We start from the raw sequence: 23,319 nt of genomic DNA on the forward strand, positions 1-23,319 counted from the left end.
GCCCCGGCCTTCGCTGGGGCGACGGAAGTTAGCGACTCGCGTTATCGGCAAGCTCCGCAGACGACGGCACGCCCATCGCCTGGAATAATGCAGCCGTGTCGGTCAGGCGCGACGCCCTGGCCTGGATTTCCGTCAGCGCCGCGCTTTGCCAGTGCTGCTCGCTCAGCACCTTGGACGGATAAGAGATCGCCCCGAGGCGATACCGAGCATCGGTATTGGCGAACGATTGCTGCGCAGCCGCCGCCTGATCCTGCGCCGCTTGCAGCGTCAACGCATCCTGATTCAATGCCGTCAGCGTGTCGGCGACATTCTGAAATGCATTGAGCACCGTTTGCTGATAGTTCGAGATCGCCGCGTTGTAATCGGCAATCGCCGCCTTGCGCTGTGCGATCAATTCACCGCCGTGGAAAATCGGCTGCGTCAGCGATAGACCCGCGCTCCATATCGATCCGGCGCTGGTGAACAGATTCGACGGCTTGAACGCGGCTGAGCCCAACGACGCGGACAACGATATATGCGGGAACATGTTCGCCGTCGCCACGCCCACTTTTGCGGACGCCGCATGCACCGCCGCTTCTGCCGCAAGCACATCGGGGCGTTGGCGAAGCAAGTCGGACGGCACGCTTAAGGGAACATTGGGTGGCAGGCTCAATTGCGCCAAGGTGAGATTCGCCGGCGCTTGATCTGGCGTGCGCCCCATCAATACGGCCAACGCGTGACGCGCCCGTTCGGCCTGTGCGCGCAGCGGCGGCAGCGATGTGTCGATACTTGCCGCCTGTTGTCGCAACGCCAGTACATCGTCTTGCGAGGCTGCGCCCAGTTGGCGCGCATGTTCGCTGATATCGGTCTGCTGATGCGCCAATGTCGCGAGACGCTCGCTGGTGGTGAGTTGCTCTTGCAGCGAGGCTGCGTTGATGGCCGCAATCACGATATTGGCCGCCAATGCGCGTTTCGCGGCGTCGAATTCGTAGGATTGTTGATCGACCTGCGCCGCCGTCTGCTCAACCCCGTGCCGCGCCGCGCCGAACACGTCGAAGTCGTAGCTCAGCGCCAGCTGACCGGCGTAGACATCGTAAAGGTTGGTCGGCGGACCGAAACTCGGAAAGCCCAACGCGCGTTGTCGCGTAGCCTGCGCTTGGGCGTCTAACGATGGCAGCATGGTGGCGCCGATCTGCGCGCGCAGCAGCTGATGCGCGGCTTCAAGCGTGTGCTTGGTCGCAGCCAACGAGGGATTGTTGCGCAATCCCTCTTCCACCCATGCATCGAGCGTCTCGTTGCCGTATTCGCGCCACCATTCGGGCACAGCGCGTTCGCCGAGACTGAAGTGTTGCGCGACGCCGTCCACCTTGGTGCTGTCGGCAGGCACGGGTGTCGCCGTGTACTGTTTCGGCAAAGGCGAAGCCGGCGGCTTGGCGGGCGGCGCGAAAGCGCAACCCGTCAAAGCCAGCACCGCGGCCAACGCCGTGATTCGAGTCGAAAAAACGATGCTGCGTGAGGGCTTCATGTGAGAGCCTCCGGTTCCTTGGCAGGTTCGTCGGCGCGCACGCGGAACCACGCGGCATACAGCGCCGGCAAATAAAACAACGTCAGTACGGTCGCTACCGTGATACCGCCCATCAACGCCGTGGCCATCGGGCCGAAGAAGTTGCTGCGTAGGAGCGGAATCAACGCCAGCACGGCGGCGGCGGCGGTCAAGGTGATCGGCCGGAATCGTCGCACGGTCGCGCCGACAATCGCCTCCCAACGCGGATGACCAGCACGAATATCCTGCTCGATCTGATCCACCAAGATCACCGAGTTACGCATGATGATGCCGAACATCGCAATCGTGCCGAGCATCGCCACAAACCCGAACGGTTGATGGAACAACAACAACGCGAGAATCACGCCGATCAATCCCAACGGCGCGGTCAACACCACCATAAAGGTGCGGCCGATGCTTTGCAGCTGAATCATCAATAGCGTAAGCACCGCCACCACCATCAGCGGCATCTGCGCATTGATCGAACCCTGCGCCTTCTCGTTCTGCTCTACTGACCCGCCGACTTCGACGCGATAGCCCACCGGCAAATGCGCGCGAATATCGCCAAGTTTCTGGTCGATGGCGTTGGTAACATCCAGACCCTGGGCCCCGCCGCGCGTGTCGCTTTGCACATTGATCGTCGGCTGGCGATCGCGTTCCCAGACCACGCCGTATTCGAGGCCGTACGCCACATGCCCGAGTTGCGCGAGCGGAATGGCGGTGCCGCTGGGCGTCGGTATCGCCAAACGCTCGATCTGATCGGGATGGATGCGGTCGCCTTCCTGGCTGCGAAGATCCACGGCGATCAGCTTGTCGCGTTCGCGGAACTGCGTCACCGTCGTGCCCGACAAAGTCATGGCAAGAAAGTTGGCGATGTCCTGCGAGCTGATGCCCAGCTGACGCGCTTTGAACTGATCCACTTCAAAGCGCACAGAGCGTTCGGCCGGTTCGTCCCAATCGAATTGCACGTTCGTGGTATTCGGATTGGCGCGCATCACGCCGGCCACTTGCTCGGCGATACCGCGCACCGTGGTGATATCGTCGCCTTCGACGCGGAACTGCACGGGAAAGCCGACGGGCGGCCCGTTTTCCAAACGACTCACGCGGCTATGCACCTCGCTGAAGTCGCGCTTCAGTTCGCCTTCCAGGTACGTCGCCAGCTTTTCGCGTTCCTTGACGTCTTTCGCAGTAATCACGAACTGCGCAAAGTTGGGTTGCGCTAATTGTTGGTCCAACGGCAGATAAAAGCGCGGCGCGCCGCTGCCGACGAAACTCACAAAGTTGGTGATCTCTTTGCGGCCTTGCAGCGCGGCTTCGAAACGTTTGACTTCGCGTTGCGTGGCTATGATGGAAGCGCCCTCCGGCAAGCGAAGGTCGACCAACAATTCCGGGCGATCGGAACTGGGGAAGAATTGCTTCGGCACTAGCCCGAAACCGGCGAGCGCCACGACAAACAACGCGACCGTCGACGCGAGCACCAACCAGCGATAACGCAGACACGCATCCAGCCAACCGCGGAAGCGCCGATAGAACCGGGTGTCGTAAATTTCGATTTCATCGCCGTTGTGTACCGGCGCAACGGCTTTGGCCGCGCGCGCTTCATTCCAACGCGCGGGTAGCATGCGAGCCCACCATTCCTGGCCAGGTTTGGCGCGCTCGTGATGCTCGGGCAGCATGTGATAGCCCAGCAGCGGAATCACGATCACCGCCGCGAGCCACGATACGAGCAACGCAATGGCCGACACTTCGAAAATCGAACGCGTGTATTCACCTGTGCTCGATTTCGCCAACGCGATCGGCAGAAATCCCGACACCGTCACCAAAGTACCGGTGAGCATCGGAAACGCCGTACTGGTATACGCAAACGCCGCCGCACGCACGCGGCCCCAGCCTTGCTCCAATTTCACCGACATCATCTCGACGGCGATGATCGCGTCGTCCACCAGCAAACCTAACGCCAGCACCAAGGTACCCAGCGAGACTTTGTGCAGACCGATGCCGAACATATCCATGCAGAGCGCGGTGGCCGCGAGCACGAACGGAATCGAAATCACCACCACCATGCCCGTGCGGAAACCGAGGCTCAGCAAGCTCACGATCAACACGATGGTGACGGCTTCCGCGACCGACTCCAGAAAATCGTCGACCGAGTGCGACACCGCGTGCGGCATGCTGGTTACTTCCGACAGCTTCAATCCCGCCGGCAAGCGTTTTTGCAAGACATCCATCTTTTCATCGAGCGCTTTGCCGAGATGGATCACATCGCCGCCAGGCTGCATGGTGACGCCGATGCCCAGCACTTGCCTGCCCATAAAGCGCATGGTCTGACTGGACGGATCGTCGTAGCCGCGACGGATCGTGGCGATATCGCCCAAGCGGAAGCTCTTGCCATTGACATGCAACAGCGAATCGGCCAAGGCATCCAGATCGTCGAATTGTCCGCTCGGCCGCACATAAACGCGGTCGTCCGCCGTGGTGAGCACGCCGGTCGAGGCGACCGCATTCTGTTCGTTGATGGCCTGCCCGATCTGTTGCGGACTGATGCCCAGCTTCGCCAATTTCGCGTTCGACACATCGATATAGATGTGCTGATTTTGATCGCCGAAATAGTCGACCTTGCCGACGCCTGGCACGCGCAGCAGTTCTCCGCGCAATTGATCGGCGTAGTCGTGCAACTGCGCGGGCGTGTAACCGTCGCCTTCCAACGCATAGATATTGGTGTAAACGTCGCCGAATTCGTCGTTGAAGAAAGGACCTTGGACGCCTTGCGGCAATTGCGCGGCGATATCGCCCACCTTTTTGCGCACCTGGTACCACGTTTCCGGCACCACGGCGGAGGGCGCCGAATCCTTGATATTGAAAAAGATCAGCGACTCACCCGGACGCGAATAGCTGCGCAGAAAATCGATATTCGGCGTTTCCTGCAGCTTGCGCGCGATGCGGTCCGTGACCTCTTCCTGCACCTGCTTGGACGTGGCGCCCGGCCAATAGGTTTGAATCACCATCACCTTGAAGGTGAACGGCGGGTCTTCCGATTGCGACAGATTCTTGTACGACAGCAGGCCGAACAGCGCGATCAACGCCATCAAAAAGAAGACCAACGACTGATGCCGCAAGGTCCATGCAGAGAGATTGAAGCGTTCTTCGTGATTCATCGCGGCGCATCCTCAGGATGCGGCGGCGCGATCAGCGCGACCTTCTCACCGACCGAGACCGTATGCACGCCTTGCATCACCACGCGTTCGCCAGCCTTCAACCCGTTGCTGATCCACACGTCGCGTTCGCCGTAACGCACCACGGTGACGGGACGAAGCTCAAGCGTGGAATCGGTGCGCACCACCCATACGGCGGGATGTTCGTCCTGATGAAACAACGCGGTGGCGGGAATTTCGACAGCAGCAGCCGAAGACGCATCGCTGCGCAACGCGACATCCGCCGTCATGCCCAATTGCAAGGCTGCGCCGGGATTGTCGACGCTCAACTTCACCAGATACGTGCGCGACTGCGCATCCGCGGCCGGCGCGATTTCGCGCACGTGCGCGGTGAACGTGCGGCCAGGCAACGCGGGCAACGTTACGGTCGCGGACTGCCCGATCGCGATGCCGTCGACGCGGCTTTCCGACACGTCCAGATAAATCTCGCGCTCGCCCGACCACGCGAAACCGAACACGGACTGCCCCGCAGCAAGCACCTGCCCCACGTCGGCCTGACGACTGGTGATAACGCCATCGTGGTCGGCCACCAGCGTCGCGTAATGCGATTGATTTTGCGCAAGCTCGTACTGCTGCTTCGCTTGATCGCGACCGGCGAGTGCGGAGGCATACGCATCCTGCGTAGTTTGCAGCTGAAGTTGGCTGATCAAGTTTTGTTTGAACTGCGCTTCGTCGCGGTCGCGCTGTTGCGTGGCGAACAACAGACGGTGCTCCGCCGCATCCAGCGCGGCCTTGGCCGCGGCCAATTGCTTATTGGTATCGGCCGGATCGAGCTGGGCCAGCGCTTGGCCCTGCTTCACCGCCTGGCCCGGGTCCACGTACCGGGCCGACAGCTGGCCGCCGATACGAAACGAGAGCGGCATTTCGTAGCGAGCATGCACATCGCCAGGGAAACGACCCGTCTGGGCGCCATCGACGGCCTTAACAGGTAGCGCGATGACCGGCACGGCCGCGTCAGCGTCGGCCGGCTTTTTGCCGCATGCCGCCAGTAAAATCAAAGAGATAGCCAGGAACAGCGTTCGTCCGGCGTAGCGCTTCGTCAGCCCATTGGGCTTGGGAAAAGGTAGGTCACTCACAGACCGCTCCTGGGGATGAGAAGGGGATGCGTTAAAAATACGGCTATGAACTCTAATTCAGTGTTGTATCTGAATGCAACTAAGCATCCAAATACATGTGCCATGCGTCGTGGTACCATGGCGCATGTCACGCAAACGATTGACCCGAGAAGAAAGCCGCGAACAGACCCGCCTGCGCCTACTGGACGCGGCGGCGGTGGTTATCGCGAAAAAAGGGTTGGCCGCAACCAGCGTGGAAGACGTCGCCGGGCACGCCGGGTACACGCGCGGCGCGTTCTATTCGAACTTCAAAAGCAAAACCGATCTTTTTATCGAGCTACTCAAGCGCGATCACTCCGATATTCAGCAGGACATGCAACAGCTGCTGGACGCGGATCTGTCCACCGAAGATCTGCAGAAGCAGCTCGCGCAGTTCTACAGCCAGTGCTATCGCGATCACACCAGCTACGTGTTGTGGGCCGAAGCGCGCTTGCATTCGGTACGCGATGCGAAATTCCGCCAGCGATTGAACACGCTGTGCCTGGAAAAGCGCGACATGATCGCCTACTACATCACGCAGTTCTGCCGTCGTATGGAAAAACCGCTGCCCGCGCCGGCCGCCGATCTTGCGCTGGCGATGATGTCGCTGATCGACGGCATGCTGTACTTCAATATGAGCATGCCCAACGAGATGTCCGATGCGTCCACGGGAACGGTGCTGAGCACGATTTTCACCGCGACGTTCTTCGGCTCCAACCCCTGATTTCGCCGTTACGCCTTACGAGATCGCCGCAGGCGATATTCGTCGTAGCCCACGTAAAGGCTGGCGCCCAACACCATCAACGCAAGCAGATACCAGGTGATCAGGTAGCTGAGATGATTGTTGGGAAATTCGATCACCGTTTTTCCGCCTTCCGGCCACTGCGGCGAATTGCTTCCGCTCGATGACGCGTCGGCATCGACGAAATACGGCGCTACATTCGTAAGGCCGCGCGCGGCGGCGATCGCCGGCACATCGCGCGTGTACCACGTGTTGTGCGCCGGATCGTTGCGACGCAGGAAGGCCGAAGGTTCGGACATCCGTAGCAAGCCGGTCACTGTGGTGTCGCCAGATGGCCCCGGCGCGCAATGCGCATCGCGACCACACCAATCGGCCGGCGCAAAACCGCGATTGATCAGCACGATGGAGCCGTCCGCCATGCGCAATGGTGTGATGACCCAAAAGCCGCTGCCTTCGTCCGAAGCCGTCCATACCAAGGTTTGTTTGTCGTGGAGAAATTCGCCGGTGAGTTGCACATGGACGTATTCGTCTTTTTCGGCATTCACGCCGGACCACTGAGCGCGCGACGGTGGCGCGATGGGCGGCGCATGCACGCGCTGATCGACGCGGGCAATCAGGTCGCGTTTCCACGCGAGTCGGTGCACTTGCCAGTTGCCGAGTGAAACGAAGCCGGCGAAGAGAGCTAGCGCGAAGACGATAAGGAAGAACAAGGCGGCGGGGCCGCGTGGGGCGCGCGGGGTGTCGTAGGAGGTGGTGTCGTGGGGAGGCATGCGTTAATGATCGCACGACTCGACGCGGCACACGGCGAAGCAAAATGTCTCAGTCGCATCCTTACGTCATTCCGGCGAAGGCCGGAATCCAGTCAGGTACGTGGTGCGAAGCACACATTCAAGGTTTTGAGTGCTTCGCACGACGAATTTAAACTGGATTCCGGCCTTCGCCGGAATGACGTGCGGTATCAACGAAGTATGTCGATTACGGCAGGTTTTGCACGTTCTTCATCATCGACGGCATCATGTTCTGGTTGAGGTGGTACATCACCCAGATCGATCCGCTCAAGGTAATCACCACCAGCACGATGGTGAAAATCAACGCGAGCATGTTCCAGCCGTTTTCGGATTTCGCGTTTAAGTGCAGGAAATACACCATATGCACCACGATCTGCACTGCGGCCAGCAAAAGAATGAAAGCATCGGCGGGACCGGTCTTCGAAAACGCGCCCGACATCACCAGCCAGAACGGAAGAATGGTGAGAAACGCCGCCGCAGTGAACCCGGTGAGATAACCCTTGAGGGTGACATGGATGGCGTCGACGCCATCGTGCGCGCCTTCGTGGTGACCGTCGTCATGACCGTGTGACGTTGCATGTTCGCTCATGACAACACTCCCATCAGATACACGAAACTGAAAACGCCCACCCATACCACGTCGAGGAAATGCCAGAACATCGACAAGCACATCAGCCTTCGCTTGTTGGCGCCGGTCAGGCCTTTCTTACCCACTTGCACCAGCAACACGATCATCCAAATCAAACCGCAGGTGACGTGCAAGCCGTGCGTGCCAACCAGGGTAAAGAACGAAGACAGAAATGCGCTGCGCTGCGGACCCGCGCCGATCGACACCAGATGCGTGAACTCTGTCAGTTCCAACGTGATAAACCCGGCGCCGAGCAACCACGTCACGATCAGCCACGCCATCATCGGCCCGCGGCGATTGACCTGCATTTCCAGCACGGCGAAGCCGTAGGTAATCGATGAGAGCAACAGCAGCGTGGTGTTGACCGCCACGATTGGCAATTCCAGCACTTCTTTTGCCGAAGGTCCGCCCGCGTATTCGCGACCGAGCACGCCGTACGTCGCGAACAAGCACGCAAAAATCAGGCAGTCGCTCATCAGGTACAACCAGAAACCCAGCAAGGTGCCGTTTTCCGGATGACGGTCGTCGATCACATGAAACGTGAGCGCCTCGTCTGCACCGCCGCTGCTTGCAGTCATGGTCATGTCGGACATGGCGGTCAGGCTCCCACGCGGGCCGCTTCGACGCGATTTATTTCATCAGCGGGTATGTAGTAATCGCGGTCGTAGTTGAAGGTGTGGTGGATGCCCACCGCAAGCAGCGCCACGAACGACACCGCCGCCAGCAGCCACATGTACCAGACCATCGCGAAGCCGAAGATAAAACTCAGCACGGCGAGGTAAACGCCCGTGCCGGTGTTTTTCGGCATATGGATCGGCAGAAAACCTTGCGTCGGTCTACGCCAATGACTCTGCTTCATCTGCCACCACGTATCCACGTCGTGCACGATCGGCGTAAACGCGAAGTTGTACGGCGGCGGCGGCGAAGACGTGGACCATTCCAGCGTACGCCCATGCCAGATATCGCCCGTGTCATCGCGCAATTGATCGCGACGCATGATGCTCACGGCAATCTGCACGATCATCGCGGCAATGCCGATCAAAATCAGCACCGCACCGAACGCGGCCAATTCGAACCAGATCTGCAGCGATGGATCGTCGAAATGGCGAAGGCGACGCGTTACGCCCATCAATCCCAACAGATATAGCGGCATAAAGGCAAAGTAGAAGCCCGCCACCCAGAACCAGAACGACACCTTGCCCCAGAACGCATCGAGTCGAAAACCGAACGCTTTCGGGAACCAGTAATTGACGCCGGCGAACATGCCGAACAACACGCCGCCGATAATCACGTTATGGAAGTGCGCGATGAGGAAAAGGCTGTTATGCAGCGCGAAATCCGCCGGCGGCACCGCCAGCAATACGCCGGTCATGCCACCGATCGCGAAGGTCACGATAAACGCCACCACCCAGAGCATCGGCACGTCGAACACAATGCGCCCGCGGTACATGGTGAACATCCAGTTGAAAATCTTCGCTCCGGTTGGAATGGAGATGATCATCGTGGTGATGCCGAAGAACGAGTTGACGCTCGCGCCCGACCCCATGGTAAAGAAGTGGTGCAACCACACCAGATAGGAAAGCACCGTAATCACCACCGTGGCATACACCATCGACGCATAGCCGAACAGACGCTTGCGCGAGAACGTGGAGGTGACTTCGGAAAACACGCCGAATGCCGGCAACACCAGGATGTACACCTCCGGGTGTCCCCACACCCAGATGAGGTTGACGTACATCATGTAGTTGCCGCCAAGCTCGTTGGTAAAGAAATGCGTGCCGGCGTAACGATCCAGCGTCAGCAGCGCGAGCGTGGCGGTGAGCACCGGAAACGCCGCGACGATCAGCACGTTCGCGCACAACGCGGTCCAGGTGAAAATCGGCATCCGCATCATGGTCATACCGGGCGCACGCATCTTGACGATGGTGGCGAGCATGTTGATGCCTGAGAGGGTGGTGCCGACGCCTGCGATCTGCAGCCCCCATATCCAGTAATCCACCCCGCTATCGGGACTGGTCGCGATTTCCGACAACGGCGGATACGCCAGCCAGCCGGTGCGCGCAAATGAACCGATAAACAGCGACGCCATGATCAAGATGGCGCCAGCCACGGTCATCCAGTAGCTGAAGTTGTTGAGGAATGGAAACGCCACGTCGCGCGAACCGATCTGCAACGGCATCACGAAATTGATCAGGCCGGTGATAAACGGCATGGCGACGAAAAAGATCATGATCGTGCCGTGCGCGGTGAAGATCTGATCGTAGTGCGCCGCCGGCAAATAGCCTTCGTGCGGACCGAATGCCACGGCTTGTTGCGCTCGCATCATCAAGGCGTCGGCGAAACCGCGCAGCAGCATCACCAGCGCCAGCACGATATACATGATGCCGATCTTTTTGTGGTCCACGCTGGTGAACCACTCGCGCCAGAGATAACCCCACTTGCCGTAATACGTGGTCAGACCGAGCACCGCGATGCCGCCGATCGCTACGCCGATAAACGTGAAGATCAGAATCGGCTCGTGATACGGAATGGCGTCAAGCGTCAGACGTCCAAAAATCAGCTTGGTGAGATCGGGATGTTGATAAGTCATCGCGGCACCGGGCTTGAATTCACTGTGGATGAGCCATCGGCATCGCCGCATGGCTTTCGGATGTCGCAGACGTTTCGCCGCCCTCGCCAGACTCCGGCACGCGAAGCATGTTCATGCAATCGGGACCGGGATGCACGCAGCGGTTGAGAATCGATTGGAAAAGCTCGGGCGCCACGCTGCCGTAATAACGCACAGGCTCTTGCTGACTAGGCGCTTCCAACTTGGCGTACGTCTCGTGATCGAGCGTGCCAACGCCCTGGGCTTTGGCCTTGGCGATCCACTTGGCGAAATCGTCGTCGCTCATGCCGTGGAACGTGAAGTTCATGTACGAGAAACCCGCGCCGCTGTAATTGGCGGAAAAGCCCCAGTAGTCGCCGGGCTTGTTGATCACCGCATGCAGCGTAGTCTGCATGCCCGGCATCGCGTAGATCTGTCCGGCCAATGCGGGCACAAAGAAGGAATTCATCACCGTTGACGCGGTGAGATTGAAATGTATCGGCCGATTCACCGGCGCCGCCAATTCGTTCACCACTGCGACGTTTTGCTCGGGATAGATAAACAGCCACTTCCAGTCGAGCGCGACCACATCGACTTCCAGCGGCTTCACATCGGCCGGCACCACCTGTCCGTGCGACAAGCGATCGAGCGGACGATACGGATCGAGTTTGTGCGTGCTCACCCAGGTGACGGCGCCCAACGCGATGATGATCAGCAGCGGTGCGGACCAGATCATCAACTCCACGATGGTGGAGTGATCCCAATCCGGATCGTAAGGCGCTTTCTCGTTCGACGCTCGATACCGCCACGCGAATACGAACGTGGCCACGATCACCGGCACCACGATGATCAGCATCAAAATCAACGCGATGATGATGAGATCGCGCTGCTGTAGCGCGACGTCGCCGGACGGCGACATCAGCACCGTGTGGCAGCCCGTCAACGCCAGGGCAACGGCTAGCAGTAGCAGTCCGCGGAGAGCCTTCATGGACATAACCGACGACGCAACCAAGAGGGAAGAGGTACTACTGTGTTCACAAGGTACGCCGATCAGCAGGCGATGCGCAAATGGTTCGGGCGCATTTGGACGCATCTTGCGACATTTCGCCCTGCGGAAATCTGGTTGTCATGTCTATGTGTAGAGACCACATGCGCTCCCACTCCTTCGGGGGAGGTTGGCGAGGACAAGACTTGTCATGATGCGGATCGGTGCGCAACCACGGCATGAAATGCTTGTGTTCGTAACGTCTCTTTAAAGTTTGACGCGCACCCAAGCCCCTCTTTCCGCTCGGGACCGTGGGCCGATATGCCGCACGCCCTAGCCTTCGCGGCGCGACGGTGCCATGCTGTACGCGCCGCACCCTTATCCGAGTAACGACGATGTCCAGTACGTTTCAGGATCAGCGCGAACCCGCCGGCTTTTCCCCGGAAGATCTTGGGCGTATTCATGCCCATGCCAAACTCGCCCCTGGCGAAATCGCCGTCGGGGTGATCGTCGGGCGAACGTCCGAGTACTTCGACTTCTTCGTGTTCGGCATCGCCTGCGTCATGGTGTTTCCGTCGGTGTTCTTTCCGTTCGAAAGCCGACTGGACGGCATGCTGCTGTCGTTCGCGATTTTCTCGCTGGCGTTTATCGCGCGCCCGCTCGGCACCACGCTGTTTATGGCGTTTCAGCGTCGCTGGAGCCGCGGCACCAAGCTGACCATCGCGTTGTTTCTGTTGGGCAGCGCCACGGCGGGCATGGCGTTTCTGCCCGAATACAACACCATCGGCGGCTGGGCGATCGGCCTGTTGACGTTCTTCCGATTCCTGCAAGGTCTTGCATTGGGCGGCTCGTGGGATGGCCTTCCTTCGCTGCTCGCGCTGAACACGCCGCCGCAGCGTCGCGGCTGGTACGCGATGCTCGGTCAGCTCAGTGCACCGATCGGCTTCATCATCGCCGCGGGCCTGTTCCTGTTTTTGCATACGCAATTGGCGACTGACGATTTTCTGCAATGGGGTTGGCGTTATCCGTTCTATGTCGCCTTCACCATCAATGTCGTGGCGTTGTTCGCACGCTTGCGCCTGGTCGTGACGGAGGAATACACGCTGGCGATGGAAGAGCGCGAACTGGCGCCGATCGGCATTTTCCAAATGCTGAAGCTGCAGGGTTACAACATTTTCGTCGGCGCGTTCGCGGCGTTGGCGAGCTATGCGCTGTTCCACCTGGTGTCGATCTTTCCGCTCTCGTGGATTTCGCTCGGCACCACGCAATCGATCAATTCGGTGTTGGGGGTACAGATCGTCGGCGCGCTGGTCGGCATTCTCGGCATCGTGGCGTCCGGCATGATCGCCGACCGCATCGGCCGACGCACGATGTTGGGCACGGCGGCCGCGCTGATCGGCGTGTTCGCGCTGTTCACGCCATGGCTGCTGGACGGTAGCGCAGCCGCCCAGGACGCCTTTATCATCATCGGCTTTGGTTTGCTGGGACTGTCGTACGGACAGGCGGCCGGCAGCGTGACGTCGAACTTCGATATCCGTCTGCGCTACACGGGCGCCGCATTGACGTCCGATTTCGCGTGGTTGATCGGCGCCGCCTTCGCGCCCTTGGTCGCGCTGGGCTTGTCGACGCGATTCGGCCTGGCGGCGGTGAGTTTGTATCTTCTGTCCGGCGTGGCCTGCACGCTGCTGGCGTTGCGCGTCAACAAGGCGTTGGCCGAACGCGAATAGTTTTCTAGCGGACGCGAGCCGCCGCGCATGGCGGCTTTTAATGGGGTCGACGCATCCCCACCTCGTGTATTCCATCGATCGCCTGGCGCGGGGAAACGCGCGCGGGCTGATCGATAGCTTTGATAAATCACTCCCATCCCAACAATCAATTGGCTCTTTCGATGCGTCCCCCGTATCGTTGAACGCCTGCCCCTTACTCAACCAACGGAAGATACAGATGTCGTTGATCAACACCGCAGTCAAACCATTCAAGGCCGCCGCATACAAAGATGGCCAGTTCATCGACGTAACCGACGCAACGCTGAAAGGCAAGTGGTCCGTGATCGTGTTCTATCCGGCCGACTTCACCTTCGTTTGCCCCACCGAGCTGGAAGACCTGGCCGACCATTACGCTGAATTCCAGAAGCTGGGCGTTGAAATCTACGGCGTGTCCACCGACACCCATTTCGCGCACAAGGCATGGCACGACACCTCCGACGCCATCAAGAAGGTGAAGTACCCGCTGGTGGGCGATCCGACCGGCACGCTGACCCGCAACTTCGACGTGATGATCGAAGAAGAAGGCCTGGCGCTGCGCGGCACCTTCGTGATCAATCCGGAAGGCCAGATCAAGCTGTGCGAAATCCACGACAACGGCATCGGCCGCGACGCGTCAGAACTGCTGCGCAAGGTGAAAGCCGCGCAATACGTCGCCGCGCATCCGGGCGAAGTGTGCCCGGCCAAGTGGAAGGAAGGCGCCGCTACGCTGAAGCCGTCGCTGGATCTGGTCGGCAAGATCTAAACACACTGCACTACTCCCTCTCCCCTCCGGGACGCGGGGAGCGGCCATGGATGGCCGCGTTTTGAGGAGCGAGGAAGAGGGCTGGGGTGAGGGGCCAAGGCTGGCGCAAAAGTTCATCGCAACGTCGCTCTAATTACCCGTAACGCAAGATTGCCCCCCTCACCCTAACCCTCTCCCCAAAGGGGAGAGGGAATTATCGGAAACAAGCAGACGCCTCCCCACCCATGTTGTATCGGGTGACGGCGGCGTCTACTCCAAAACACGCCTCGACGGAGACGCAACCATGTTGGACAACGATCTCAAATCGCAATTGCAGGCCTATCTCGAACGGGTTGTTCATCCCATCGAGTTGGTTGCCTCGGTCGATGACGGCGCCGCTTCGCAGGAGTTGCTCGGATTGCTGCGCGATATCGAATCGCTGTCGCCGAAAGTATCGCTGCGCACGAACGGTCATGAGTCGCGCAAGCCGTCCTTCGCGATCAACCGCATCGGCACGGACGTGAGTGTGCGCTTTGCCGGTATTCCACTCGGACACGAATTCACCTCGCTGGTGCTGGCGCTGCTGCAAGTCGGCGGCCATCCGCCGAAAGCGGACACGGACGTGATCGAACAAGTGCGCAACCTCGAAGGCGAGTACGTGTTCGAAACCTTTATGTCGCTCAGCTGCCACAGCTGCCCGGATACGGTGCAGGCGCTGAACCTGATGAGCGTGCTCAACCCGAATATCAAACACATCGCCATCGACGGCTCGCTGTTTCAGGACGAAGTGAACGAACGTCAGGTGATGGCCGTGCCCACCGTGTTTCTCAACGGCCAACCGTTCGATCAAGGCCGCATGACGATCGAGCAGATCGCTGCGCGCTTGGATAGCAGCGCTGGGCAGCGCGATGCCGAGAAGCTCAACGCCAAAGCGCCGTTCGACGTGCTGATGGTCGGCGGCGGCCCGGCCGGCGCGGCGGCGGCGATCTATGCCGCACGCAAAGGCATACGCACCGGTGTCGCGGCCGAGCGTTTCGGCGGTCAGGTGCTCGACACGATGTCCATCGAAAATTTCATTTCGGTCCCGTACACCGAAGGCCCGAAGCTGGTCGCATCGCTGGAACAGCATGTGCGCGAATACGACGTGGATGTGATGAATCTGCAGCGCGCCGAGCAACTGATTCCCGCCGACAAAGCCGGCGGCCTGATCGAGGTGCGCCTTGCCAGCGGCGCGTCGTTGAAGGCGAAAACGGTGGTGCTTTCCACCGGCGCGCGCTGGCGCAATATGAACGTGCCGGGCGAACAGGAATATCGCAACAAGGGCGTGACGTATTGCCCGCATTGCGACGGTCCGCTGTTCAAGGGCAAGCGTGTGGCGGTGATCGGCGGCGGCAATTCCGGCGTGGAAGCGGCGATCGATCTGGCCGGCATCGTTGATCACGTCACGCTGCTGGAATTCGACAGCAAGCTGCGCGCGGACGACGTGCTGCAACGCAAGCTGCGCAGCTTGCCCAACGTGAAAGTGATCGTCAGTGCGCAAACGACCGAAGTGCTTGGCGACGGCAACAAGGTGACTGGCCTTACCTACACCGACCGCACAAACAGTCAATCGCAACAGGTCGCGCTGGAAGGCGTGTTCGTGCAAATCGGTTTGTTGCCGAATACCGATTGGCTGAAGGGCACAGTGAAATTGTCGCCGCGCGGCGAGATTGAAGTGGACGCACGCGGCGAAACCTCGGTACCCGGCGTGTTCGCTGCGGGCGATGTCACCACGACGCCGTTCAAGCAAATCGTGATTGCGATGGGAGAAGGCGCCAAAGCTTCGCTGAGCGCATTCGATTATTTGATCCGCCTGCCCGTCGACGTGACGGCCGAAGAAACTGAAGAAATGGCCGTCTGAGCCATCGAAGCTTCCCCTGCATAGCGAAGTTGCTCTGACTTTTCCCTCCCCTGCGACCCGCACGGGAGGGTTTCTTTTGTTTGTCGGCGAACGATGCCAACGAGCACGGTGGTCGACCATCGACCTTTGATTTCTAAGCAAAGCGGTCCGCGACAGGCCCGCGGTAGTTGTGCTCAACTACCGCCGCTCGCATTCCACCCGGAGAGGACCACCATGCAAAAGCTCGTCCCCATCGTAGCCGTGGCGTTATGGCTTGCCGCTCCCGCCCACGCGCAAGACGTGACTCGCTACAAACTCCCCAACAACAGCACGTTCCCGATTTCCGCCGCCGTCGAAGTGCCCAGCGGCAAATCCACGGTTTACCTCAGCGGCATGGTGCCGCCCGTCGTCGACGCCAAAGCGCCGAAGGATTCGATTGCCGCCTACGGCGACACCAAAACGCAGACCATCGGCGCGCTCACCGCGATCCAGAAACAACTGCAAAGCATGCACCTGGATATGGGCGATATCGTCAAGATGCACGTCTTTCTGGTTGGCGATGAAAGCCATGGCGGGCGCATGGATTTTGCCGGCTTTATGGCCGGCTATACGCAGTTTTTCGGCACCAAGGATCAACCCAAGCTGCCTGCGCGCTCGGCCGTCCAGGTTGCGGGACTCGCCAATCCGGGATTTCGCGTCGAAATCGAAGTCACGGCCGTTCGGCCGTAACCGTGCATGCGTTGATCCAGACCGCGCGTCCATCGCGCCGTCTGGGTCACGCACCCAATTTTTCGATCAACGCCTGCGTGAGCGGCTTCAAGTAATAGTTGTCCGTGGGAATCACTTGTGACGTCACGCCATGCGCGCTCAGTGCATCGGCCACCAATGGACCGACAGCGGCAACGACGGTTCGCTTCAATGCTTCTTCAAGCAGTTCCACATGCTGGAACGCATCGGCCACACGAAACAAACGCTCGACCTGCTGCAAACTGGTAAAGGCGATCGCATCGATGCGTCCTTGATGCATGACCTCGATCAAGGCAAGCACATCCGCATCCGCGGCGGCATCGGCGTAGATGTAAGGCGCAACCGGCAACGCCTTCGCGCCCGCGACGGCGAGATAATCCATCAAAGGTGCGTTGGGATCGCTGCCGTAAAGCTGCACACCGACGCGACGTCCTTTCAGATCGAGCGTCTGAAGCAGAGCGATGATTCCTGCCGTGGTGGCAGGATCGGCAACAAGCGTTGCCTTCAGGCCAAGCTCGCGCAGCACGCGTCCCGGCTTGGGGCCGCGCGCGATGATGCGCACGTCAGCAAGACGCGCAACAAACGGTTCGCGCAGTTCCGGCACGCGATGCTCGATCAGATCGAGCAAGCGACGCAATCCCTCGCCGGTAAACAAAACCAGATCGTCGCAACCGCCTGAGCAGAAAGTGTGAAGCCACGTCAGGATGGGACCCGGCTCGGGCGCGTCGCGAATATCGATCAACGGACAACGCATCACCGTAGCGCCACGTCGTTCGAGCAGCGCGGTGAACACATTCAGTTCGCGCGACTCCGAAATGGCGATGCAGCGCCCCTGCAATGGAAGACCCGGCCCGACCGGTTCAATCATGCGCGCAAACCTCCATCGGCGTGGACGCAAGATCGTCTCTCACCTCTATAGCGGGAGACGATACGCCAAACCAATGATAGTCGTTCGCCATAGCCGCCACCTCCCCGACGACAAGCAGCGCCGGGGTGCGAATATCGTGCAGTTTCGCGCGCGTCGGAAGCTCATACAACGCGCCCGTCACCACGCGCTGCTGCGGCAGCGTACCGCTTTCGACGATGGCGAAGGGCGTATCGGGATGGCGACCGTGTTCGAGCAATCGCTGCGTGAAAATACCCAATGTCGCCACGCCCATATAGACGGCCAACGTCTGATGCGCCTGCGACAGTGCGGGCCAATCGAGGGCGTCCAGCGATTCTTTGCCGTGACCGGTGAGCAGATGCAAGGATTGCGCATGATCGCGATGCGTCAGCGGGATGCCAGCGTAGGCAGCGCACGCCACGGCGGCGGTGATGCCTGGCACAATCTCGCAGGCAATGCCGTGTCGGTGCAAAAATTCCATTTCTTCGCCGCCTCGCCCGAATACAAACGGATCGCCGCCTTTCAGTCGCACAACGCGGCGCCCCGCTTGCGCATGCTCAAGTAGAAGCTGATGAATCCGCTCCTGTTGCGTATGGCGTCCACCGCAACGCTTACCCACGTCGATGCGCTCGGCATCGCGTCGCGCCAGCGAAAGGATCGCTTCGCTGACAAGTTGATCGTGAAGAATCACGTCGGCTTGGTTGAGTGCGCGCAATCCGCGCAGCGTGAGCAGTCCGGGATCGCCGGGCCCGGCCCCGACCAGCGTCACCGAGCCTTTTTCCGGCGTGGATGGTTTCGCGCTCAAGGCGTCAAGCAAAACACGCTCGGCTTCCTCGGGCTGCGCATTGCGCAGCAGTGCCATCACAGGTCCGTCGTGCAACCAGTCGTAGAACGCGCGGCGCTCGCTCATATCCGACCATCGCCGCGTGATCCGCGCGCGATGTCGCTGGGCCAACGCCGTCAGCGGACCTAATGCATGATCAAGCTCGGACTCTAGCGTTTCGCGCACGCGCCGCGCCACGACCGGCGCCGCGCCACCGGTGGAGATGGCGACCGTCAAGGGTGAGCGATCCACCACCGCCGGCACCTGAAAACGCGAGAGCGCCGGATCGTCCACCACGTTCGCCAAGATGCGCCGCGCGTGCGCGCACGCAGCGACCTGAACATTGAGTTCACGATCGTTCGTCGCTGCAATGACGAGCCATATATCGTCGAGCCAAGTTGTATCAAAAGGCTCAAGGATCGGTTCGATGCGCCCGGCGCTCGCCCACTGCGTCAGCGTATCGGTGAATTGCAACGCCCCGACGCGCACCTTCGCACCAGCCGTAAGAAGCGCCGCGACCTTGCGTTCCGCAACGTGACCGCCACCCACCACCAGCACGGGCAGGTCAGTCAAATCCGCAAAGAGTGGATAGAGACTCATGGTGTTTCCTCGATACGCAGGCTTGTGCGCCCAGCAGTTACTTTCAAGCGTTGACTTCCGCGCGAACCTCCGCAATCAACTGACGCAACTCCGGCACGCAGGAACCGCAATTGCCGCCCGCGCGCAAGCGCGATGTAATCTGCGCGGGCGACTCCAAACCCTGCGAGCGAATGGCATCGCAAATCGTGTTGCGCCCCACGCCGAAACACGAGCACACCATCGGTCCGGTCGACGCACCCGCATCGCCAGGTTCGCCGATCAAAAGCGCAATCCGATCCACCTCATCCAAGCGCTCGTGCAAGAACAAACCCGCCAGCCAATGCCGAGACGGTAGATCGGGACGCGAGGAGAGAAACACGCTCGACTCGATGCGATCATCCACCAAATGCGCAGCGCGATAGATACCGGTGCTGCGGTCTTCGTATTCCAGCCAGTCGGCATCGGCATCCGTCACCCCAAGCCATGCGCGGGCCCAAGCGCGACAGTCGGACGGCCGTTCGCGATGCGCGATTTCGTAACGGCGAAAGCGGTCGCCCTGGATGGAGGTCCAATAGCTCAAATCATCCGGCGCCAGGGAGCGTCGGCTGAGCGCAAAGCCGTACCAACGCACGGGGAACGGCTCGATGCGCACCGGCGTGTGCTTGAATTCGGGCTCGCCGGAAATCGGATCGACAACCGGATTCACCACGCTGCCTACGCGTGCGTCGGACGCGAATTGATCGTTCCAGTGAATCGGCACGAACACGTTTCCCGCAAGCACGCCGCCACCATGCTTTACCCGCGCCACCATCGCCCCCCACGCCGATTGCACGCGCGCCAGTTCGCCTTCGCGTACGCCGCAACGCAAGGCGTCATGCGGATGCATGTCGACAAAAGGTTCGGGGATATGTCCGGTCAATCGCGGCGCTTTGCCGGTACGCGTCATGGTGTGCCATTGGTCGCGCACGCGGCCGGTGTTGAGAATCAGCGGGTAGTCGCGGTCCGCGACGTAAGCTGGCGCGCGCGCCCTGATCGCGATGAAGCGCGCGCGACCATTGGGATGCGAATAGCGATGGTTCGCAAACAAGCGTGCGGTACCGTCGCCGTTCGGCAATACGGGCCACTGCACGGGAGACATCGCGTCATAGGCTCGGCGTGATATCGCCGTCAACCCTTCAAGATTGAGCAGTCGGTGTGCGGTGAGCTCGCCGTCCGATTTCTGATCGCCGTTGTGATATGCGGTGAGACGCGCGTGTTCGACAAAGATCTCGTGCGGATGGTCGAACTGGAAACCCTTGTCGAAGCCCATGCGCTGTGCGACATCGCACACGATGCGCCAATCCGCCCGCGCTTCGCCGGGTGTCGGCAGAAACGCGCGCTGTCGCGAGATGCGTCGCTCGGAATTGGTGACCGTACCGTCTTTCTCGCCCCATCCCAATGCGGGTAGCAACACATGTGCGAACGCGTTCGTATCGGTTTGCGTAACGATGTCGGAACTCACCACCCATTCGCAGCGCGATAACGCGCGCTTGATGCGGTCGGCGGCGGGCAGGCTGACCACGGGATTGGTCGCCATGATCCACACCGCTTTGACTTTGCCATCGTCGATGGCGTCAAACAGATCGACTGCCTTCAATCCCGGCCGACTCGCGATGCGCGGCGATCGCCAAAACAATTGCACGATCTCCCGATGCACAGGGTTTTCCAACTCCATATGCGCGGCAAGCATGTTCGCCAGCCCACCCACTTCGCGACCGCCCATCGCATTGGGCTGCCCGGTAATGGAAAAAGGTCCCATGCCGGGCCTGCCGATGCGCCCCGTCAGCAGATGACAATGAATAATGCTGTTGACCTTGTCGGTGCCGCTGGACGATTGATTCACACCCTGTGAAAACAGGCTTACCGTTCGCTCATACCGCGCAAACCAACGATAGAACGTCAGCAGATCCGTAAGTTGCACACCACAGATGCGCGCCACCTCCGCAGGATCGCCCGCATCCGCCTCGGCTGCCGCGAACGCTTGCGCAAAACCTTCCGTATGCTCGTCGACAAAGTGCGCATCCATCGCGCCGTGTCGGCAAAGAAACGCCAGCAGGCCGTTGAACAACCAGACATCGGTGCCCGGCTTGATCGGCAGATGCAAATCCGCCGATTCGCACGTCGCGGTGTGCCGCGGATCGATTACCACCACGCGCACATCGCCGCCGGCTTCTTTCGCCTTGGTGATGCGTTGAAACACGATGGGGTGGCACCACGCCGTATTCGAACCGACCAGCACAACCAACTCGGCTTGCTCTAGATCCTCGTAACAGCCCGGCACGACATCTTCGCCGAAAGCTCGCTTGTGGCCCGCCACGGCGGACGACATGCACAAGCGCGAATTGGTGTCGATATTCGCCGTGCCGATATAGCCTTTGGCGAGCTTGTTGATGACGTAGTAATCCTCGGTGAGCAACTGTCCCGATACGTAGAATGCGACGGCATCTGGGCCGTGCTCATCGATGACGCGACGAAATCCGGCCGCCACGCGATCCAGCGCATCGTTCCAGCTGACTCGGCGCAACGAGCTATCCGCCTCGCGCACCATCGGATGCAACAGCCGTCCTTGCAGGTCGACCGTTTCGCCCAGCGCTGCGCCCTTTACGCACAAGCGGCCGAAGTTGGACGCATGCGTCGGATCGCCTTCCACATGCGTCGCGCCATCTCTACCGACGCGCGCCAATACGCCGCAACCTACGCCGCAATAGGGACAGGTGGTTGCGATATTCATGCAACCGCTCCCACTTGCTCCGCGTCAGGCTGGCAATAGTGTTTGCCGAACAGCAAGCGGTTGCGTACGGGCGTGATATCCGTGCCGTCCTGGATGAGTTCGAAATACCAGCCGCCATCTTTCGCATCGCCGTAAAGCACGGCGCCGATAATTCGATTGCCCTTCAACACAAGCCGCTTGTAAACGCCTCGGCGCGGATCGCGCAGCACCAGATCCTCGGTGCCGGCGCCGCCGATAAAATCGCCTGCCGAATACAGATCGATGCCGGTGACTTTCAACTTGGTGGCGGTTTGCGCTGAGCGATAGCGACGATGCCCAACACGCGCCAGATGCGAAGCGCATACGCGCGCCTGCTCCCATACCGGCGCCACCAGACCGAACGTGATGCGGCGATGCTGCACGCATTCGCCTACCGCGTAGATGTAGGGATCGTAGGTCTGCAACGTGTCATCGACCACGATGCCGTTTTCGCAATACAAGCCGCAGGACTTCGCCAACGCGATATCCGGTCGTACGCCCACCGCCATCACCACGAGATCGGCGTCGATCCGACTGCCGTCCGCCAACGCCACCCCTTCAACACGCTCGTCGCCGTACAACGACACCGTTTCAGCGTTCAATCGTAGCGTCAAGCCGCGCGCCTCCAGATTGCGGGCAAGCAAGCTCGCCGCGTCGGCGTTGAGTTGTTGATTGAGCAGCGAATCGGTGCGATGAATCAACGTCACACGCATCCCGCGCCGGGAAAGTCCATTGGCCGCTTCGATGCCAAGCAGGCCGCCACCGATCACCGCCGCGCGCTTATGCATACGCGCCGCTTCCAGCATGCGCTCGACATCGTCGATGCTGCGAAACCCGATCACGCCGGGCAAATCGCGTCCCGGCACGGGGATGATCAAAGGTTGCGAACCCGTTGCGATCAGCAGGCGATCGTAAGAAACATCCACGCCTCTGCGCGACCGCACGCGCTTGCGACGCCGATCAATCGCTACCACCGGATCGCCCGCATGCAACGCGATACCGCGCTCCGCATACCATTCCCGCGTGTTGAGCATGATCTCGTCGGCGCCCTTATCACCGCTCAGCAACATCGAAAGCAGGATGCGGTTGTAATTGCCATACGGTTCCGCGCCAAACACCGTGATGTCGTACAAACCGGACGCAAGTTGCAGCAGCTCCTCGACCGTGCGAATGCCAGCCATACCGTTGCCGATCACCACCAGCTTGGGCCGCGTCGCGCTCACCGTTTCGGCTGCCCCAGCAAGACGAGGTCGCCTTCCAACCGCACCTGCCACGTATTGACGGAATATTCGGGTGCTTCCAGACACGTGCCGGTACGCAAGTCGAAGTGCTGCTTGAAGATCGGCGAAGCGACGACGACGCGATCTCCGATGCTGCCAAGCAGGCCGCGCGAGAGCACCGACGCATCTGCGTTCGGATCGTAGTTGTCGATGGCGTAAAGCTGATGCTCGCCGACGCGAAATATCGCGACTTGCTCGCCGTCGACCAAAGCGCAGACGCCCGTATTCGGCACGATATCGTCGAGACTGCATGCCAGCACCCAACCTTGCGCGATTATCGTATCGTCCATCG

Annotated in this window: 18 protein-coding genes; 5 read left to right on the top strand and 13 right to left on the bottom strand. The window is 60.3% G+C overall.

Features of this window, described 5'->3' with window-relative positions; all coding sequences use genetic code 11:
• Window positions 1-28 precede the first annotated feature (28 nt).
• From L0U79_RS18935 to L0U79_RS18945, 3 genes are read right to left on the bottom strand one after another with little or no spacing between them, the layout of a single operon-like run.
• Complete coding sequence (locus tag L0U79_RS18935) at window positions 29-1,504, bottom strand: efflux transporter outer membrane subunit (RefSeq protein WP_233843771.1); 1,476 nt, start codon at window positions 1,502-1,504, stop codon at window positions 29-31.
• Window positions 1,501-4,677, bottom strand: coding sequence for an efflux RND transporter permease subunit (locus tag L0U79_RS18940; protein ID WP_233843772.1), 3,177 nt, complete (start codon window positions 4,675-4,677; stop codon window positions 1,501-1,503). The genes L0U79_RS18935 and L0U79_RS18940 overlap by 4 nt, the downstream gene beginning before the upstream one ends.
• Window positions 4,674-5,810, bottom strand: a complete 1,137-nt coding sequence (locus L0U79_RS18945) for an efflux RND transporter periplasmic adaptor subunit (RefSeq protein WP_233843773.1) — start codon at window positions 5,808-5,810, stop codon at window positions 4,674-4,676. The genes L0U79_RS18940 and L0U79_RS18945 overlap by 4 nt, the downstream gene beginning before the upstream one ends.
• Window positions 5,811-5,934: 124 nt before the next feature.
• Between L0U79_RS18945 and L0U79_RS18950 the strand changes: the two genes are divergently transcribed.
• The gene (locus L0U79_RS18950) at window positions 5,935-6,552 is read left to right on the top strand and encodes a TetR family transcriptional regulator (RefSeq protein ID WP_233843774.1); all 618 of its coding nucleotides are present in this window, start codon (window positions 5,935-5,937) and stop codon (window positions 6,550-6,552) included.
• Window positions 6,553-6,560: 8 nt separating this feature from the next.
• On the opposite strand, the gene L0U79_RS18955 is transcribed toward L0U79_RS18950, so the two are convergent.
• The 5 genes from L0U79_RS18955 to cyoA all read right to left on the bottom strand — a co-directional run bounded on the left by L0U79_RS18955 (window position 6,561) and on the right by cyoA (window position 11,561).
• A complete protein-coding gene (locus L0U79_RS18955; RefSeq protein WP_233843775.1) occupies window positions 6,561-7,340 on the bottom strand; it encodes an SURF1 family protein in 780 nt (259 codons plus the stop codon).
• Between the two features lie 205 nt (window positions 7,341-7,545).
• A complete protein-coding gene (gene cyoD / locus L0U79_RS18960) occupies window positions 7,546-7,947 on the bottom strand; it encodes a cytochrome o ubiquinol oxidase subunit IV (protein WP_233843776.1) in 402 nt (133 codons plus the stop codon).
• Window positions 7,944-8,570 (bottom strand): cytochrome o ubiquinol oxidase subunit III, encoded by a 627-nt coding sequence (gene cyoC, locus L0U79_RS18965; protein WP_233843954.1) that lies wholly within the window; start codon window positions 8,568-8,570, stop codon window positions 7,944-7,946. Before cyoC ends, cyoD begins: the two co-directional genes overlap by 4 nt.
• A 14-nt stretch (window positions 8,571-8,584) precedes the next feature.
• Window positions 8,585-10,543, bottom strand: coding sequence for a cytochrome o ubiquinol oxidase subunit I (gene cyoB, locus L0U79_RS18970; RefSeq protein ID WP_233843955.1), 1,959 nt, complete (start codon window positions 10,541-10,543; stop codon window positions 8,585-8,587).
• 52 nt (window positions 10,544-10,595) lie between these two features.
• Window positions 10,596-11,561, bottom strand: a complete 966-nt coding sequence (gene cyoA, locus L0U79_RS18975; RefSeq protein ID WP_233843777.1) for a ubiquinol oxidase subunit II — start codon at window positions 11,559-11,561, stop codon at window positions 10,596-10,598.
• Between the two features lie 392 nt (window positions 11,562-11,953).
• On the opposite strand from cyoA, the gene L0U79_RS18980 reads away from it, so the two are divergent.
• The 4 genes from L0U79_RS18980 to L0U79_RS18995 all read left to right on the top strand — a co-directional run bounded on the left by L0U79_RS18980 (window position 11,954) and on the right by L0U79_RS18995 (window position 16,653).
• Window positions 11,954-13,285, top strand: a complete 1,332-nt coding sequence (locus L0U79_RS18980) for an MFS transporter (RefSeq protein WP_233843778.1) — start codon at window positions 11,954-11,956, stop codon at window positions 13,283-13,285.
• A gap of 217 nt (window positions 13,286-13,502) precedes the next feature.
• On the top strand, window positions 13,503-14,066 hold the full coding sequence (gene ahpC, locus L0U79_RS18985; RefSeq protein ID WP_233843779.1) for an alkyl hydroperoxide reductase subunit C: 564 nt from the start codon (window positions 13,503-13,505) through the stop codon (window positions 14,064-14,066).
• A 283-nt stretch (window positions 14,067-14,349) separates the two neighbouring features.
• Window positions 14,350-15,945 carry an alkyl hydroperoxide reductase subunit F gene (gene ahpF / locus L0U79_RS18990; RefSeq protein WP_233843780.1) on the top strand — a complete coding sequence of 532 codons (1,596 nt, stop codon included), beginning with the start codon at window positions 14,350-14,352 and terminating at the stop codon, window positions 15,943-15,945.
• 213 nt (window positions 15,946-16,158) lie between these two features.
• A complete protein-coding gene (locus L0U79_RS18995) occupies window positions 16,159-16,653 on the top strand; it encodes a RidA family protein (RefSeq protein WP_233843781.1) in 495 nt (164 codons plus the stop codon).
• Window positions 16,654-16,699: 46 nt separating this feature from the next.
• On the opposite strand, the gene L0U79_RS19000 is transcribed toward L0U79_RS18995, so the two are convergent.
• Genes L0U79_RS19000 through nirD form a run of 5 tightly spaced genes read right to left on the bottom strand, consistent with a single transcriptional unit; the run spans window position 16,700 to window position 23,317 of the window.
• Window positions 16,700-17,539, bottom strand: coding sequence for a uroporphyrinogen-III synthase (locus L0U79_RS19000; protein WP_233843782.1), 840 nt, complete (start codon window positions 17,537-17,539; stop codon window positions 16,700-16,702).
• Window positions 17,532-18,980, bottom strand: coding sequence for a siroheme synthase CysG (cysG, locus tag L0U79_RS19005; protein ID WP_233843783.1), 1,449 nt, complete (start codon window positions 18,978-18,980; stop codon window positions 17,532-17,534). The genes L0U79_RS19000 and cysG overlap by 8 nt, the downstream gene beginning before the upstream one ends.
• 43 nt (window positions 18,981-19,023) lie before the next feature.
• The gene (locus L0U79_RS19010) at window positions 19,024-21,729 is read right to left on the bottom strand and encodes a nitrate reductase (protein WP_233843784.1); all 2,706 of its coding nucleotides are present in this window, start codon (window positions 21,727-21,729) and stop codon (window positions 19,024-19,026) included.
• A complete protein-coding gene (locus tag L0U79_RS19015) occupies window positions 21,726-22,970 on the bottom strand; it encodes an FAD-dependent oxidoreductase (RefSeq protein WP_233843785.1) in 1,245 nt (414 codons plus the stop codon). Before L0U79_RS19015 ends, L0U79_RS19010 begins: the two co-directional genes overlap by 4 nt.
• Entirely contained in the window at window positions 22,967-23,317 is a 351-nt protein-coding gene (nirD, locus tag L0U79_RS19020) for a nitrite reductase small subunit NirD (protein WP_233843786.1), read from the bottom strand. The genes L0U79_RS19015 and nirD overlap by 4 nt, the downstream gene beginning before the upstream one ends.
• Window positions 23,318-23,319 lie beyond the last annotated feature (2 nt).

The organism is Dyella sp. 2HG41-7, assembly GCF_021390675.1.
Taxonomy (GTDB): domain Bacteria; phylum Pseudomonadota; class Gammaproteobacteria; order Xanthomonadales; family Rhodanobacteraceae; genus Dyella_B.